The organism is Planotetraspora kaengkrachanensis, from assembly GCF_016862895.1.
GTDB lineage: Bacteria > Actinomycetota > Actinomycetes > Streptosporangiales > Streptosporangiaceae > Planotetraspora > Planotetraspora kaengkrachanensis.
The window spans coordinates 43,404-59,406 of record NZ_BONV01000007.1; the positions used below are offsets into that span (position 1 = coordinate 43,404).

The window sequence follows — 16,003 nt, forward strand, 5'->3', positions numbered from 1 at the left end:
CGACGGACGTCCACGCCGCATCCCGGTTCGGGATGCGGCGTTTTGGCGTTCCCGCTCCAGCTGAGCCCGCGAGGCGGATCACCGCTCCGCCTTGTCCCGCGAAGACGGACAGGGAATGTCCGGTTCGTGTCTCGATTTCGATATCACAACGGCATCCCCGCACCGTATCGGCTCGATTACTGATCATCCGCCGCCCCTTCCGAGTCCCTAAAGTGACAAGCTCTGGATTCCGGCGCGCACAGGGACGGTTATGCGGGGGCGAACACCGATGGTCATCCGGCGCGCGCTGAGCGAGCCACTGCTGCTGGTCGCCGCGCTCGGCTCGGTCCTGCTCGCGACCACCACCCTCGTCGCGCTCATGGTCTACGCGGTCTCCGTGACCGAGGACGGCGTCCGCCGGGCCATGGAGACCGCCCCGGTGGCCACTCGCGCGGTCACGGTCACCACATCCGTCACGGCGCGTGACTTCCCCCGGATCGACGGGCTCGTCCGCAAGCAGGTCGCCGATCACTTCGGCGGCGTGCCCGTTCAGATGACGTCGAGCGCGCTTTCCGACTCCTACGCCATGCCGGGCCAAGAGAAGGCCGAACGCCCCGAACTGACCCGGTTCGCCACGTATGAGGGCCTCGACCGGAATGCCACGCTTCTGAGCGGGAAGTGGCCGGTGGAAGGCGGCGCGTCGAGCCGGATCGTCCAGGCGGCGATCTCCGAGGCCGCGGCGCGCGCGATGAGCCTGACGGCGGGCGACCGGCTCAGCGTCGTGGGGCGGCTCGACGGCCGGCGGGTCACGGTGCAGATCACGGGAGTGTTCCGCCCCGGCGACCTGTACGGCGCCGACGGCGTCGGCGACGAGTTGCTCGTGACCGGCGTCCAGAACGCCGACTACACCACCTACGGCCCGCTCGTCGTGTCCGCAGGCACCTTCCTCGACCGGTTCACGACGTCGGTCTCCGCGAACTGGCACGCCGTACCCGATCTGGGCGGCCTTCCGCGGGAGCGCCTGAGCTCCTTCGCCGGGTCGGTCGCCGCGATCGAGCCGGGAGTCAGGACCGACTGCCCGGACTGCGTCTTCTCGAGCGTCCTGCCAGGGATGCTCACCCAGCTCGACCGGGCCGCACTGGTGGCCAGGTCGACGATGCTCGTCCCGGTCCTGCAACTGCTGGTCCTCGCGGCCTACGCGCTGACGCTCACCGCCCGCCTGCTGTCCGACCACCGGGGGATGGAGGTCGCGCTGCTCCGGTCGCGAGGCGGCGGCTCGGTCCGCCTCGCCGTACTCGCCGGGGCTGAGGCGCTGCTTGTCGCACTGCCCTGTGCCGTCGCGGCGCCGTTCCTCGCCCCCGCCCTGCTCCAGCTGACCAGCGCGACCGACGTACGGCTCTCGCCGCCGTCGACGGCGGCCATGTTCGCGGTCTCCGTGCTGGTGGCGCTGGCGTGTGCCGTCCTCCTTGCACTGCCCGCCATCAGGAGCACCCGCCGCACCTACGTCGAGGAAAGCGGATCGCGCGGCCGCGGAGCGCGTCAGGGGATCCTGCAGAGAGCCGGCGCCGACGTGGTCCTGCTGGTGCTGGCCGGTCTCGCGATCTGGCAGATGCGCCACTACGGAGCCCCGGTGACCTCGACAGCGGGCGGCGGCCTGGGGATCGACCCGCTGATCGTGGCGGGGCCGGCGCTCGCGCTGCTGTGCGGGGGAATGCTCGGCCTGCGTCTGCTCAGCCCGATCTCGGCCCTCGTCGAGCGATTCACCGCACGCGGCACCGGGCTCGCGTCGGCTCTCGGGTCGCGTCAGGTGAGCCGTCGCCCGACCAGATACTCCGGCCCCACCCTGCTGCTGACCATGGCGGTCGCCATCGGGGTGCTCTCGCTGGCCACGGGCTCGACCTGGCGGTTGTCCCAGGACGACCAGGCGCGGCATCTGGCCGGGGCCGACCTCCGCGTGGCCGTCCCTCCGGGAGGCGACGGCAGGGAGTCGACCTACAAGACGTTGCCCGGGGTGACCGCCGTGGCCGCCGTCCACCGGAGCGTGGCGTCCATGGGCGGGGCAGACGTCACGCTTCTCGGCGCGGACGCCGCGAAGCTCGGCACGATCATGCTGCTCCGGCCCGACCTGTCGGCGACCCCGCTCGCCGCGCTGACCTCGCGGCTCTCACAGCCGGGCACCGCCCTTCCTGTCGTGGTCACCTCCGGCCTGGCCGACCTCAGGACGATCACGATCGGCTCCCAGGCGCTCCCCGTCCACGTGGTGGGGACGACCGCCGCCATGCCCGGCACGGCCGCCGGTACCCCCGCCGTGCTCGCCGACCTGTCGGCGTTGCGGACGGCGAAGGTCCCCGGGGAGCCAACGGAATGGTGGATCTCCGTCAAGGATCACGACACCTCACGTGCGGTGGCCGCACTGGGAGCCGACCCCGAGGAGACCGTGACCGATCTGGCCGCGCTCGACCGGCAGCTCGGCGGCGACCCGCTGGCCGCCGGGCTCCAGGGGGCGCTGACGCTCGGCTTCGCCGCCGCACTCGCCTTCGCACTCCTGGGTTTCCTCGTCAACGCGGCGGTGTCGGCCAGAGAGCGCCGGGCGGAGTTCGCCCTGCTCCGGGCACTCGGCGTGACGTTCAGGCAGATGATCGCCCTGCTGGTGGTCGAGCAGTCGTTCGTCATCGCGCTTTCGCTGGCGGGCGGAGTCCTCCTCGCGGGGGTCGTCGCCGCGGTCGTGGTGCCGGCCATCGTGCTGACCGGGCAGGCGACCGCCGTCACGCCCCCGGTGCTGCTGGACATCCCGTGGCCGACCGTGGCCGTTCTCATCCTGGCGATCATGGTGAGTCTCCTGGTGGTGGTCGGCGGGCTCGCGCGGTCGCTGCACCGGCGGGGACCAGGCGGCGTGCTGCGATCCGGGGAGGACCGATGATCAGGCTGCTGAACGCCCACAAGGGCGTGGCGGCGCTGCTGTCCGTGCTGGTGCTGAGCGTGTCCCTGCTCATCGCCGCCCTTCCCCGGATGCTGGAGGCCTCCTACGACGAGGCCGCCCACCGGTTGCTGTCGAGCAATCCTCCGCAGCTCACGTCGCTCACCGTCAGCCTGAGCACGAGCTACTGGGCCCAGCCGCTGGAGACCGCCCAGCAGGCCGTCGCCAAGGACGGGGAATGGCGCGCCGCGCTCCCACCCGCGTTGCGGCAGGTGACGAGCGACGAGAAGCTGGTCAGCATCGAGTCCGAGCGCAGGCAGATCTGGAACAAGCGCAATCACCACCTGACTCTCCTGTGGGTCTCCTCCTCCGACTCCGCCGTCCGCTACGTCAAGGGCAGACCGCCGGGCCCCAAGAAGGGGACGAGGTTCGACGTCGCCTTCGCGTCGTCCGTGGCCGCGCAAGTCGGCATCAAGGTGGGCGACGTCCTGCGGCTCGACGGCCTCACCGCGAGGGTCACCGGGCTCTACGAGCCGATCACCGGTGCCAAGGCGTTCTGGGCCCACTACGACGCGCTCGGCCGCGTCATCAAGGACCTTCCTCGCGGGGCGATGGAAGAGCAGATGTACCTCGCGGGCCTCACCGACGGCGACAGCCTGGCCTCCTCGCACACCCGGCCCGTCTACCGGTGGTCCATGACCCTGAAACCCGAAGCGGTCACGGCCCGCAACGCGGAAGCCGTACGCGCCGGGGTCACCGACTTCGGCCATCGCGTCACCGACGACGGCGCCGGCGTCTCCCTGTCCACCAACCTCGACCGGCTCATGACGCAGTTCCTGGACAGGCTCTCCCTGACGCGGGCGCTCATGTCGGTGCTCCTCGGCGCCCTCATCGTGGTCTGCGTCGGCACGAACGCCCTGGCCGTACGCCTGCTCACCGAACGCGTGCGCGGCGATCTCACGCTGATGCGCGCCCGCGGCGCCTCACTCCGCCAGGTCGTCCTCATGGCCACCGGAGCAGCCGCCCTCATGGCCGTGCCCGCGGCTCTCGCCGGCTACCTGATCTCCTACGCCGTGCCGGGCCCCGTCACGCCGATCGTCCACATCGGGCCCGCGTTGCTCGCCGCGGCGGCCGTCGCCTTCTGCGCCGCCTGGGTGGCCGGCGCGCACCGCAAGCCGCTGGACCAGCGCAGGGACGACATCGTGGCGGCACGCCCCTCCCCGCGGCGGATCGCCTTCGAGGTGCTCGTGGTCGCGCTGGGCGTGGGAGGCGTGCAACTGCTGCGCAGCCGAGGACTCGGCACCGGCGACCCGCTCCTCGCGTTCGCCCCCATGCTCCTCGCGCTCGCCGTCGCGATCGTGACGCTGCGGGTCTATCCCCTGCCGCTGCGGGCGCTGGTCGGACTGACAGCGCGCGGCCGCACCGCCTCGCCGTACCTGGGCCTGACCATGGCGGCGCGTGCGGCGGCGAGTGTGGCCCTGCCGGTGCTGACGCTGGTTCCCGCCCTGTCCATCGGCGCGTACGGCGCGGCCACCGTCCAGGGCATCGACGCCGCACAGCGGCAGGCCGCGTGGCAGCGGATCGGCGCGGAGATCCGGGTGGAGGTGGACCGGAACATCCCCGCCGGCGTGGTGGACAAGATCCAGCGGACACCAGGCGTCGACGCGGTGGTGCCGGCCTCTGTGGGCGGGACCACGGCCGAGGTGGGCTTCGGCGGGCGGCCGGCGACCCTGGTCGCCGTCGACCTGGAGGCCTACCGCCGACTGGTCGCCGGCAGCCCGCTGACCCTGCCGCGGGCGCCGGACTCCGGAGCGCTCGTCAGCCGCAACCTGTCGGGCATGGAGAGCTTCGACGTCGCCTGGCCGACGCACATCTCCGTGGTGCCCAAGGGAACCGTCGCGTCGTTCCCCGGCGTGGACGTCGCGGGGCAGGAGCTCATCGTGGTTCCCCCCGTGAAGGGAAAGGCCAACACCCTGCTCGTCCGGGGCGACGCCGACGCGGTCAGAGCGGCCGTCAAGACCGGGATCCCGAGCGGCGCGGTGGTCAGGACCGTGGACGGCGAGTTCGCCGCCGTCTCCGCCGAGCCGCTCGCGGCCGCCCTGCTCACCGGCCTGAAGGTGATCACCCTCGCCCTGGCCGTGTACGCGCTGATCGGCGTGGCCATCGCCTTCGTGTCCCGGGCGCCGGAGCGGAGCCGGGCCCACGCGCTGCTGGCCGTGCTCGGCGTGACCGGACGGCAGACGAGGTTCCTCACCCTCCTGGAGGTGGCCCCGCTGCTCGTGCTGACGACCTGCGCGGGAATCGCCCTGGGCCTCGGCCTGCCCAAACTGCTCGGAGGCGGCGTCGATCTCGCCGCCTACGCCGGGCTGCCGCCCGGCACCCCGTCACTCGCCTCTCAGACGCCCGCGCTGGTGTTCGCGGTCTGCGTCGTCCTCATCGCCCTCGTAGGCTCCTACCTTGGAGGTGGTCATGCCAAGTCTGGCCGATCTTGAGGCTCAGGCGGGAGCCACAAGTCCCGCCTTCGGCGCGAACGCGCACATCCTGTGCGACAACCTGGTCCGCATCTACAAGACGGAAGGCTCGTCCCGCGGCTCCGATCGCAGCGCCTCCGTCGAGGTGGTCGCCCTGCAGGGCCTCGACCTGCTGATCGACAAGGGTGAGCTGGTCGCCATCGTGGGCGCTTCCGGCTCGGGCAAGTCCACCCTCCTCAACGTGCTCTCCGGGCTCGACATCCCGACCGCGGGCCTCGCCCGCGTCGCCGGCATGGACCTGCTGTCGATGACCTCCCGCGACCGGCTGCGGTTCCGCCGCTCCATCGTGGGATTCATCTGGCAGCAGACGGCCCGCAACCTCCTGCCGTACCTGACCGCGCGGGAGAACGTGACGCTCCCGATGAAGCTGGCCGGACGCCGGGCCGACAAGTCGCGGGCGGGCGACCTGCTCGAGCTTCTCGGCGTCGCCGACTGCGCGGCCCGGCGGCCCGGCGAGCTGTCCGGGGGCCAGCAGCAGCGGGTCGCCATCGCCGTGGCCCTGGCCAACTCCCCCGAGGTGATCCTCGCCGACGAGCCGACGGGAGAGCTCGACAGCGACACCTCCGAGGAGGTCTTCGCCGCACTGCGCGGCGCCAACCGGGAGCTGGGCGTCACCTGCGTCATCGTGACGCACGACCCGACGGTGTCGGAGCAGGTGGACCGGACCATCGGCATCCGCGACGGGCGCACGTCGAGCGAGACCCTGCGCCGCACGTCGCAGGACGGCGGAGTGATCGCGGAGGAGTACGCCGTGCTCGACCGCGCCGGCCGGCTGCAGTTGCCCCGCGACTTCATGACCGAACTGGAGATGGAGCGCCGGGTCCGCCTGGAACTCGAACGGGACCACATCGGTGTGTGGCCGGCCGATCGCGAGGATGAGCCGAATGACTGAGCCGCTGGTCGTCGTAGAGGGTCTGCGCAAGACCTACCAGAAGGGCCCCAGGGAGGTCGCCGCGCTGAAGGACGTCTCGTTCGAGGCGTTCCCCGGCGAGCTGATCGCCATCAGGGGCCGGTCAGGCTCGGGCAAGACCACCCTTCTCAACCTGGTGGGCGGGCTGGACCGGCCGGACGCGGGACGGGTCTCCATCGCGGGCCGCTCCGTCACGGACATGGCGGAGTCGGGGCTGGTGGAGCTGCGCCGGGACGTGGTCGGGTTCGTCTTCCAGACCTTCGGCCTGGTGCCGGTGTTGTCGGCGGCCGAGAACGTGGGCGTGCCGCTCCGGCTGGCGAAGGCGGCGCCGCGGGACCGCGAGGAGCGGGTCCGGGTGCTGCTGTCCCTGGTGGGCCTGGCCGATCACGTCAACCAGCGGCCCTATGAGCTGTCCGGCGGCCAGCAGCAGCGGGTGGCGATCGCCCGGGCACTGGCCAACCGGCCGCGCGTACTGATCGCCGACGAGCCGACCGGGCAGCTGGACTCCCAGACGGCCCGCCAGATCATGGAGCTGATCCGCGCCCTCGTGCGGAGCGAGGGGGTCACCGCGATCGTCGCGACGCACGACCTCGCCCTGATCGCGCTGGCGGACCGGGTGCTCGAACTGCGTGACGGCGTGCTCGAGGAGGCCGTGCCCCAGGCCGCCATGTAGGGCGTCACTCCGGTTCACTGCCCTTCCGGGAACGGCTTCACGAGCGGTTCGCCGCCGTTCCGGGCACGGCTGCTTCACGACCGGTTCGCGGCCGTTTCGGGACGGCCGCATCCGGCTGGGCGGGGACGTCCGCGGGCCCGCCCTCGTGATCCGTACGGGCGCGGACGTCGGGCAGGGCGAGGACGGCCAGGTTGGCCGTGGCGACGAGCACCGCGGCGGTGAGCAGCGGGATCGCGGTCCCCGTCCAGGCGGCGAGCGGAGCCGCGACGGCGAGGCCGAGTGGGCGCGCCACGAACGAGATCAGCGCGTCGAACGACCCGACCCGGCCGAGCGCCTCCTGCGGGATCCGCTGCTGCATGATGGTTTCCCACAGCGGGATCAGCAGGCCGAGGCCGAACATCGCGACGAAGTAGGCGCACGCGACCACGACGAGCGGCGCCGGAATCGACAGTGCGGCCAGCGGGACGGCATAGAGAGCGGCTGAGGCGCTGGTCACAGCCAGCGGCCGGGCGATCGGAAGCCTCGGCGTGAGGAGCACGCCCGCGACCGTCGCCACGGTGCCGGCCTGGGCGATGACGATCCACGCGGACTCCCCGCCCAGGCTGCGCACGGCGATGACGGGGCCGAGGGTGAGCAGGAATCCCGCGCAGAGGTGCCAAACGCCGTGACCGAGCACGCTGGTGAGGAACCACCGGTGGCGCCTGGCCTCGCGCCAGCCCTCATGCAGGTCGGTCAGGAAGCGCCGCCGGGTACCACTGGGCACGGACGTGACGATCCCGCCCAAGGTGAGAGCCGAGCCGGCGAACAGCACCCCCGTGATCACGAACGACCAGCCCGCTCCGGCCCAGAGGGTGAGCCCTCCGGCGAGGGCGGGTCCGCCGATCTGGGCGAATCCGTTGACCATTCCCAGCCGCGCGTTGAGCTGGAGCCTCCCCTCGGGCGGGGCCACCCCCACGACCAGTGGTGACACGGCCGGAATGCCGAACGCCACGGCCACGCCGGTCAGCGCGGCGAGTCCGGCGATCTCGCCGACCGAGGGATCACCGAGGAGAAGCCTCGCGCCGATCACCGTCTGGGTCGCGCATCGCGCGAGGTCCGCGACGAGGATCACGCGTCTCGGCGGCAGCCGGTCCGCCAGCACCCCGCCGATCGGCAACAGCAGCACCATCGGAATCGTTTCGGCGGCGAGGACGATGCCGAGATCGACGGCCGAGCCCGTGGCCCGGATGACGGCGAGCGTCAGCCCGGTGGGGATGAGCGCGGTGGCCAGAGCGGCGACCGCCCGGCCGATGAGTAGTCGAGCAATCATGGTCCTGAAATTAATTCGTCATCGAATAATTCGTCAACAAAATATATCGTGACGTATGATCGACGCGTGGACGACTCGGTGGACCGGCACATTGCCCGCTGGCGCGGCAAGGCCCCCTTCGACGAGCGGGTGGAGGCGATCGTCACCCGGATGCAGTTCCTGGTGAGGCACCTGTCCCGCGGCAAGGACGCCGCGCTGGCGATGGTGGGCCTGCAGGACTTCGAGTTCGAGACCCTGCACCGGCTCGCGTCCCGAGGAGAGGGCGGCGGGGCCACCCCTTCCGAGCTCGCGGCGGAGCTCAAGCTGTCCCCGGCGGGCATGACGGGCAGGCTCGACACGCTGGAGAAGGCCGGCCTCGTACGGCGGGTGCGCAGCGAGGAGGACCGCCGGCGGGTGGACGTCGAGCTCACCGACGAGGGGCGCGCGACGTGGCTGAAGGCCATGGGCGTGCGCGGCGAGGCCGAGGACGACATGGTCGGCGTTCTCACCCGCGCCGATCAGGAGGTGCTGGCCGCTCTGCTGAAGCGGATGCTGCTCCAGGTCGAGGAGCCCGGCTCTCCTTCGGCTCCGCAGGCGTGAGCCCGGTCGCCGGACGGCGGGTTCGGCGGCTCAGCGGTTCGGCTGTTCAACGGCGCAGCGGTCCAGCGGCGCAGCGGTCCAGGGCTCAGCGGTCCAGGGCTCAGCGGCCGGTGCGGCTGGCGACGATGACCTGGACGGCATGTTCCAGCGCGTACGCCGGATCCGTGCCGGCGCCCTTGACCTGCTCGTCGGCCGACGCGACCGCCTGCATGGCGATGGAGATGCCCTCTGGTCCCCATCCGCTCAGCTGGCGCTTGACCCGGTCGACCTTCCAGGGTGGCATCCCGACATGCCCGGCGAGCTGGGCTCCACGCAGGTTGCGGGGCGCGCCTCCCACCTTCGCCAGGGAGCGGAGGCCGCCGGCGAGGGCGCTGACGATCAGCACCGGCGCCACCCCGGTGGCCACGGCCCAGCGGAGCTGCTCAAGCGCCTCGCCGAGCCGTCCCTCGATGGCGAGGTCGGAGATGGCGAACCCGGTGACCTCGGCCCTGCCGCGGTGGTAGCGGGCGACCGCGGCCTCGTCGATCGTCTTCCCCGAGGTGTCGAACGCCAGCTGGCCGCAGGCGGCGGCCAGTTCACGCAGGTCGCTGCCCACGGCGTCGAGCAGAGTCTGGGCGGCGGCGGGGGCGATCGTCCGGCCGTGCCGCTTCACCTCGGCCTTGATGAAGTCCAGCCGTTCTCCCGGCTTGGTCGGCTTGGCCACCGTGACGACCTCGGCGCCCGCCTTCTTGACGCCGTCGACGAGGGCCTTCCCCTTGACCCCGCCGGGGTGGGCGAGGATCAGCACGGTGTCGTCCGCCGGGTGCGCGGTGTACTTCACGATCTCGGCGACGACGTCCTTCTGGAGATCCTGGGCCGACCGGATCACGACGACGGACCGGTCCTCGAAGAGGGACGGCGAGGCGAGCCGGGTCAGCTCCCCGACCTCGACCTTCCCTCCCACGAGGTCGTGCACCTCGGCCTCGGGATCGGCGCCGCGCACCGCGGAGACGACGGCCCCGACGGCGCGGTCCACGAGGAACTCCTCGTCGCCGACGACAAGGGTCACGGGAGCTGGATTCGCCATGTCTGGCAGCATGCCACGCCGGCCCGGGCGTGGCACATCCGCCGGAGCACGGACCTCATCCCTTCCTCGGCACGATCCCGAGCCTGCCCTCCTGGGAGGTCACCGCGAGGTCGCCGGACAGGTCGGTGCGGTAGACCCGCATGCCGAGCATGCCGAGCCGGTGCGTCGTCAGCGGGGCCGGATGACCGTAGTCGTTGACGGCGCCGACGCTGATCAGCGCGGCCCGCGCCCGGGTGGCGGCCAGGAACGCCGGATCCTGCCGCCGCGATCCGTGGTGGGGGACCTTGAGAACGTCGACGGACGGGACTCCGGCACGTGCCAGGACGGCCTGCGACTCGGTCTCGAGGTCTCCAGCGAGCAACGCGGACCCGATGAGCCTTCCCGCCGGTGTGAGCCAGCGGACGAGCAGCACGACGCTGGCGTTGTTGGCGACGGCGCCCTCCCCCGGCCCCTGCCGAGGGGCGGCCGAGGACGGGGCGACGACGGTGATCTCCGTGTCCCCGAACCGCCACCGCGTCCCCGGAGGCGTCACCCACTCGGGGACTCCCCTCGTCCGCAACCGCGAGGAGACTCGGGCGCTCTCCCGCTCGGGGACGCGCCCGGGGCTCACCAGCACGGCGCCCACCGCCCGGCCCCGCATGGCCCCCTCCAGGCCCCCCACGTGGTCGAGATGGGGATGCGTGAGCACCATCAGCGGCACCTGCCGGACGTCGAGATCACGCAGGCATCGGTCGACCGGTCCTGGCTCGGGTCCCGTGTCGATCACTATGGCCCTGCCGGGGCCCGCGGACACGGCCAGCGCGTCACCCTGGCCCACGTCGCAGGCGACGAGCAACCAGCCGGGCGGCGGCCACGGCGAGCTCACGGGCCCCGCGACCAGGACGGCGACCAGGGCGCCGGCCAGCACGGCGAGCCCCGCCCGCCGGTAGGCCCGTCGCCTCATCACCGCCCACACCGTCACGGCGGCGGCCGCCAGCAGCACGAGGCCCGCGGGCCCGGCGGGCCAGCCGATCGTCGCCATGGGAACCGCGGCGGCGTGCTCGGCGACGACGATGATCCAGCCGGCGGCCCAGCCCGCGGGACGGACCAGGATCTGGGCCGCTCCCATGCTCAGCGGGGCGACGACCGCAGCGGCGAAGCCGAGCACGGTGGCCGGCGCGACGGCCGGCCCCGCGAGCAAGTTCGCCGGGACGGCCACGAGGTCGAGCCTGCCGGACATGAGCACCAGCACAGGTGTCACGGCCGCCTGCGCCGCGGCGGGCACCGCGACCGCCTCCGCCGCGAGCATCGGCATACGCTCCGCCAGCCGTTCGCGCCAGCGCGGAGCGAGCACCAGGATGCCGCCGGTCGCGAAGACCGAGAGGGCGAAGCCGTACTGCCTGGCGAGTCCCGGATCGAAGAGGATCAGGCCGAGCACGGTGGCGGACAACACGGCCACCCCGTCCTTCGGCCGGCCGGCGCCGAGCGCGACAGCGGCGATCGATCCCATGACAAGCGCCCTCAGCACGCTGGGCGACGGCCTCGCGACCACGGCGAACCCGAGCATCGCGACGATCATGAGAAGAGCGCGGAGGGGAAGCGGTAGTCCCGCGATCCTCGCGAGGGCGAGGACGGCTCCAGCGATCAGCGCGAGGTTCGCTCCCGAGACCGCGGTCAGGTGGCTGAGCCCGGCCGCGGTGAAGTCCTGCTTGATCTGGTCGTCCATCCGGGACACGTCGCCCACCACCAGGCCGGGAAGCAGCCCCCGCTGGCCGGGCGGCAGCACGTCGCTCGCCTCCCTGAGGCCGGCGCGCAACTCCCCCGCCGCGGTCTGCGCGGCCGACGGATCGGCGAGGGGCTCCGGCCTCCCCCGGACGAGCAGGACCGCGGCGGTCGGCTCACCCTCATCCGCAGGCCCGAGCCGTCCCCGGACCCTCACCTCCTGGCTGGGCAGCAGCGTGCTCCACCCCTCCCCCGAGCCGAAGATCACGATCGGCACGGCCACGGCGAAACGCTCCGTGGCGGAGGTCACCGACACCGTGCGCGCCTCGACCACGACGCTGTCCCGCCGGACGACTCCACCGCGGTGGGGCCGCACACGGGGGTCGTCGGTGATCACGACGTCGGCGGTCACCGAGGCGTGCCGCGCCGCCAGTTCGGGCACCGGGCCGCTGGTGACGGCCTGGACCTTGAAGGCCACGACCGCGGCGGTGGCCGACAGGCACGCGAGGGTCCCCACCACCACGTTCCTGGCGCCCGGAGACCTCGCGCTCCCGGCCCACCGCCGTACCCCGGGCGTTCGCGCCCTGGAGGGCGTGTGAACGCGTGCACGCGGTGGCCTGGACGGGCGCGCGGCCCAGCACACCGCCGCGGCGACGGCGGCGGTGACCGCCGTCAGCACACCGGCCACGGCCGGGCATCCCAGCAGGACGATCGCCACCGCCCAGGACGCCAGGGCGGGCGCGGCCAACGGCAGCGCGTGCGACGTCCCCGTCTCAGGCTCCGGCCGGGCTCCGTGATGCGCGGCTCCGGCCGTCACAGGGCGACCTTGTCCTTGATCTCGGCGAACCGTTTTTCCCCGAACCCGGAAACCTCACGGAGTTGTTCGACGCTCTGGAAGCCGCCGTTCGCCTCGCGGAACTCGATGATCCGTTCGGTGAGCACGTCACCGACGCCCGGCAGGCCGTTGAGCTGATCCGCCGTCGCCGAATTGAGGCTGATGAGGCCACCCCCGCCCGAGCCGGCCGGCCCGCCGTCTCCGGGAGTCGCCGGGGTGGGAGCGCCCACCATAATCTGCTCGCCGTCCACAAGACGCCGCGCGAGATTCAGGGCGCCCGGTTTCGCACCCGGCCGGATCCCGCCTGCGGCGTCGATGGCGTCGGCGACCCTTGACCCCGTCGCCAGTGACAACACCCCCGGTCGCCGCACCTTGCCCGTCACGTACACGACGACGCTCACCGTCGGCGAAGGAGACGGGATCGCCGCGACAGCCGAGGCGGCGCCCACCGGCATGGGAGGCGCCAGCGGCTCGGCCACCGGTCGCGCACGCCATGCGAGGACGCCCGCCACGATCGCCGCGAGCGTGCCCAGGACGACGAGCACGCGCAGGCCCGGCACCCCCGGATCGAGCGCCGGAACCGCGCCCGCCAAGCGGCCCCGCATCCGCGCCCCGAGTGAGTCCACGGCAGGCGATTCCTCCTCGGGCAGGACCGGTTCGTACGGCTCACGCCCCGCGGCAGCCGTACGAGCCACGTGACGGGCCTCGTGGGGTGACCCGAACGACGGCGGCGGACCGGGAAGGGCGGGCTGCCGGGCAGCAGGCGGCCCGGACTCCGCCGATGCCGTCAGACGGCGCAGACGAGCCTCTACCGCGACGCGTTGGGCCGCCTGCTGCGTGGTTCGCACCCGGGAGACGCTAGGTCGCCGCGACGCGTCCGCCCCCATCGGAACGGCGCTCTGTGGATGACGCGAAAGCTGTGGAAACGCGGGCCGTTCAGCCGGTCACCGGGGAGATCGTCACGCCGAGCAGGCCGGGGCCGACATGGGCGCCCAGCGCCGGCCCGACCTCGACGACCATCATGCGGACGAGTCCGGGCAACCGCGCGCTCAGGCGCTCCGCGAGCGCGTCGGCCCGGGCGGCGGCCATCAGGTGCTGCACCGCCACGTTCACCGGTGTGTCGGCGGCCGCCTCGACCGCCAAATCCTCGAGGCGGGCTATCGCGCGGCTCGCCGTACGGACCTTCTCCAGAACGGTGAGCGGGCCGTCGCCGAGGCGCATGAGCGGCTTGATCGCCAGAGCGGAGCCCACGAGATTGGCGGCGGCGCCGATGCGGCCGCTCCGCCGGAGGTGTTCGAGCGTGTCGACGTAGAAGAACGTCCGCGTGAGGTCGGCACAACGCCGCGCCGCGGACGCGACCTCGGCGAGGGCCGCTCCCCGCCCGGCCGCCTGTGCCGCTGCCAGCACGGGGAATCCGAGCCCCATGGCGATGGACCGGCTGTCGATCACCTCGACGGGGATCGGCGCCTCCCGCGCGGAGACGAGGGCGGAGTCCACCGTGCCCGACAACTCACCGGACAAGTGGACGGAGACGACGCCCGTCGCCCCCTGCGCGGCCGCCTGCCCGTAGGCGTCAGCGAACAGCTGCGGCGCGGGCCGCGACGTGGTGGCGCCGCCGCGCAGGGCGTCGGCCACGACGGCCGTGTCGATCGGCGTCCGGTCCTCGATGATCCTGCCGTCATAGGCGACCCGCAGCGTGACGACGGCGATGCCCTGAACGGCCGTCTCCGCCGCGCCCAGATACGCGGTGGAATCCGTGACGACGGCGATCATCGGGGGCATATCGAGAGAGTAACCGCTGGCGATCTCCGGGACACGTGGATGATCGGGCGAGTGGGAGACGGGTTACTGGACGGGGGTCCCGCCACGCCAGACCCGGCGGGGCTTGAGACCGTACGACCAGGCGAAGGCGCCCTCGTGGTCGGCGTCCCACTGCACGATGTCCGCCAGCCGGCCGGGGGCGAGGATGCCGCGGTCGGGGGCGCCGAGCACCTGGGCTCCGCCGAGCGTCGCCGCGCGGAGCGCGTCGCCCACGCTCATCCCGAACGCCGAGACGGCCAGGCTGATCACCAGGGACATCGAGGTGATGCCGCAGTGACCCGGGTTGTGGTCGCTGCCGAGCGCGATCGGGACGCCCTGGGCGATCATGCGGCGGACCGGCGGAAGGGTGCCGCCCTGCAGGGCGGTGGCCGGGCAGACGACGGCGGGCACGCCGTACCTGCCCATCAGCGCGATGTCCTCGTCGGAGGTGTGGTGGAGCAGGTCGGCGGACGAGCAGCCCATCTCGGCGGCCAGTTGGACCGCGCCGCGGCGGTTGTAGGCGCCCGCGTGCACACGCGGGAGGAGGCCGACGTTGCGGCCGGAGGCGAGCACCCAGCGGGCCTCGTCGACGCTGAAGTGGCCGTCGTCGCAGTAGACGTCGACGCTGTCGGCCCCGGCGGCGGCCGCGTCCGCGCACCACGTGGCGACGGCCTCGACGTAGTCGCGCTGGCGGCCGAAGTACTCCGGCGGGACCACGTGCGCGGCCAGGAACGTCACGTGCACCCGCGGCATCATCGGCTCTTTCTCGAGCTCGCGTAGCAGCCGGACGTCCGCCAGTTCTCCGTCGCGGGTCAGGTGGTAGCCCGTCTTGGCCTCGACGGTCGTCGTGCCGGCCAGCAGCCATTCGCGCAGCCGCTCGCGCACGCCGTTGCACAAAGTCCAGGGGTCGGTGCCGCGGGTCACCGTGACGGTCGAGCCGATGCCGCCGCCGGCCGCGTTGATCGCGGAGGCCGTCGAGCCGCCCGACCGCATCGCCATCTCGGCGTAGCGGTTACCTGCGTAGACGGGGTGGGTGTGGGCGTCGATGAGACCGGGCGTGACGAGCGCGCCGCCGAGGTTCTCCACGTGGTCGACGTCGACGATGTCGTTGACGACCCCGGGCACGCTCTGCGGCAGGTCAGCCGCCCGACCGACCCAGGCGATGCGGTCGTTGTGGACCAGGATGGCCGCGTTGCTGCATACGTCGTGACCGGTCCAGAGCCGGCCGATGTTGGTGAGCAGCCGAACGGTCATCCGACCACCCGCCCATCGTCCCTGAACACGACAAAGTCCCAGGTCATGGGCGCCTCGCCCACTGGGTCCGCTCCGTGTCCGGACGTCATTGGGGGGTCTCCTGCCTCATCGCGCACCGGTGTTGTGCGATGACCCTATCGCCAGGATCTTGAACCCGGGCGAATTCAGTTCAGTTACGTTATTTCACAGGTCGACTGGATGTACAGGGTTATTGAGAAAGCACGCCAATACGCCACAGCCGTATAGATACGTCACGTCTGTCCCCGAATTCGCACCGGCAGCCGTTCCCCGCGGCTCGATCCCGATGCCCTCGCACTCGCCAACGCGTAACAGCATGTTCTGGTGTCATCTTGTTACCCGCGCCATAAGGTCTCGTTAGGCTGGCGTTATCTTACCAAGGTCACCCCTGGAGAGCCACTGACCAAGCGTGACCCTCACAGGGGCGTGTC

11 protein-coding genes are annotated in these 16,003 nt (G+C 72.3%); 5 read left to right on the top strand and 6 right to left on the bottom strand.

Going from position 1 to position 16,003, the window contains the following annotated elements:
* Positions 1 to 268: 268 nt before the first annotated feature.
* The 4 genes from Pka01_RS11350 to Pka01_RS11365 are packed head-to-tail and all read left to right on the top strand — an operon-like array spanning position 269 to position 7,010.
* Entirely contained in the window at positions 269 to 2,899 is a 2,631-nt protein-coding gene (locus Pka01_RS11350; RefSeq protein ID WP_203882638.1) for an ABC transporter permease, read from the top strand.
* Entirely contained in the window at positions 2,896 to 5,388 is a 2,493-nt protein-coding gene (locus Pka01_RS11355; protein ID WP_203882639.1) for an FtsX-like permease family protein, read from the top strand. The genes Pka01_RS11350 and Pka01_RS11355 overlap by 4 nt, the downstream gene beginning before the upstream one ends.
* A complete protein-coding gene (locus Pka01_RS11360) occupies positions 5,366 to 6,319 on the top strand; it encodes an ABC transporter ATP-binding protein (RefSeq protein ID WP_203882640.1) in 954 nt (317 codons plus the stop codon). The genes Pka01_RS11355 and Pka01_RS11360 overlap by 23 nt, the downstream gene beginning before the upstream one ends.
* Positions 6,312 to 7,010 (top strand): ABC transporter ATP-binding protein, encoded by a 699-nt coding sequence (locus Pka01_RS11365; RefSeq protein ID WP_239114900.1) that lies wholly within the window; start codon positions 6,312 to 6,314, stop codon positions 7,008 to 7,010. The genes Pka01_RS11360 and Pka01_RS11365 overlap by 8 nt, the downstream gene beginning before the upstream one ends.
* Before the next feature lie 37 nt (positions 7,011 to 7,047).
* Here the strand turns inward: Pka01_RS11365 and Pka01_RS11370 are convergent, their stop codons facing one another.
* Positions 7,048 to 8,319: an MFS transporter gene (locus Pka01_RS11370; protein WP_203882641.1), complete on the bottom strand. Its 1,272-nt coding sequence runs from the start codon at positions 8,317 to 8,319 to the stop codon at positions 7,048 to 7,050.
* A 66-nt stretch (positions 8,320 to 8,385) separates the two neighbouring features.
* Here Pka01_RS11370 and Pka01_RS11375 point away from each other — a divergent pair, with 66 nt between their 5' ends.
* Positions 8,386 to 8,898 carry a MarR family winged helix-turn-helix transcriptional regulator gene (locus tag Pka01_RS11375; protein WP_203882642.1) on the top strand — a complete coding sequence of 171 codons (513 nt, stop codon included), beginning with the start codon at positions 8,386 to 8,388 and terminating at the stop codon, positions 8,896 to 8,898.
* 100 nt (positions 8,899 to 8,998) lie between these two features.
* Here Pka01_RS11375 and holA read toward each other — a convergent pair whose 3' ends face one another.
* From holA to hutI, 5 genes are all read right to left on the bottom strand, one after another.
* The gene (gene holA, locus Pka01_RS11380; protein ID WP_203882643.1) at positions 8,999 to 9,964 is read right to left on the bottom strand and encodes a DNA polymerase III subunit delta; all 966 of its coding nucleotides are present in this window, start codon (positions 9,962 to 9,964) and stop codon (positions 8,999 to 9,001) included.
* A gap of 55 nt (positions 9,965 to 10,019) precedes the next feature.
* Complete coding sequence (locus tag Pka01_RS11385; RefSeq protein WP_203882644.1) at positions 10,020 to 12,482, bottom strand: ComEC/Rec2 family competence protein; 2,463 nt, start codon at positions 12,480 to 12,482, stop codon at positions 10,020 to 10,022.
* On the bottom strand, positions 12,479 to 13,348 hold the full coding sequence (locus Pka01_RS11390) for a ComEA family DNA-binding protein (RefSeq protein ID WP_239114901.1): 870 nt from the start codon (positions 13,346 to 13,348) through the stop codon (positions 12,479 to 12,481). The genes Pka01_RS11385 and Pka01_RS11390 overlap by 4 nt, the downstream gene beginning before the upstream one ends.
* A gap of 88 nt (positions 13,349 to 13,436) precedes the next feature.
* Complete coding sequence (locus Pka01_RS11395; RefSeq protein ID WP_203882645.1) at positions 13,437 to 14,282, bottom strand: DegV family protein; 846 nt, start codon at positions 14,280 to 14,282, stop codon at positions 13,437 to 13,439.
* A 63-nt stretch (positions 14,283 to 14,345) separates the two neighbouring features.
* Positions 14,346 to 15,554, bottom strand: a complete 1,209-nt coding sequence (hutI, locus tag Pka01_RS11400; protein WP_203882646.1) for an imidazolonepropionase — start codon at positions 15,552 to 15,554, stop codon at positions 14,346 to 14,348.
* Positions 15,555 to 16,003 lie beyond the last annotated feature (449 nt).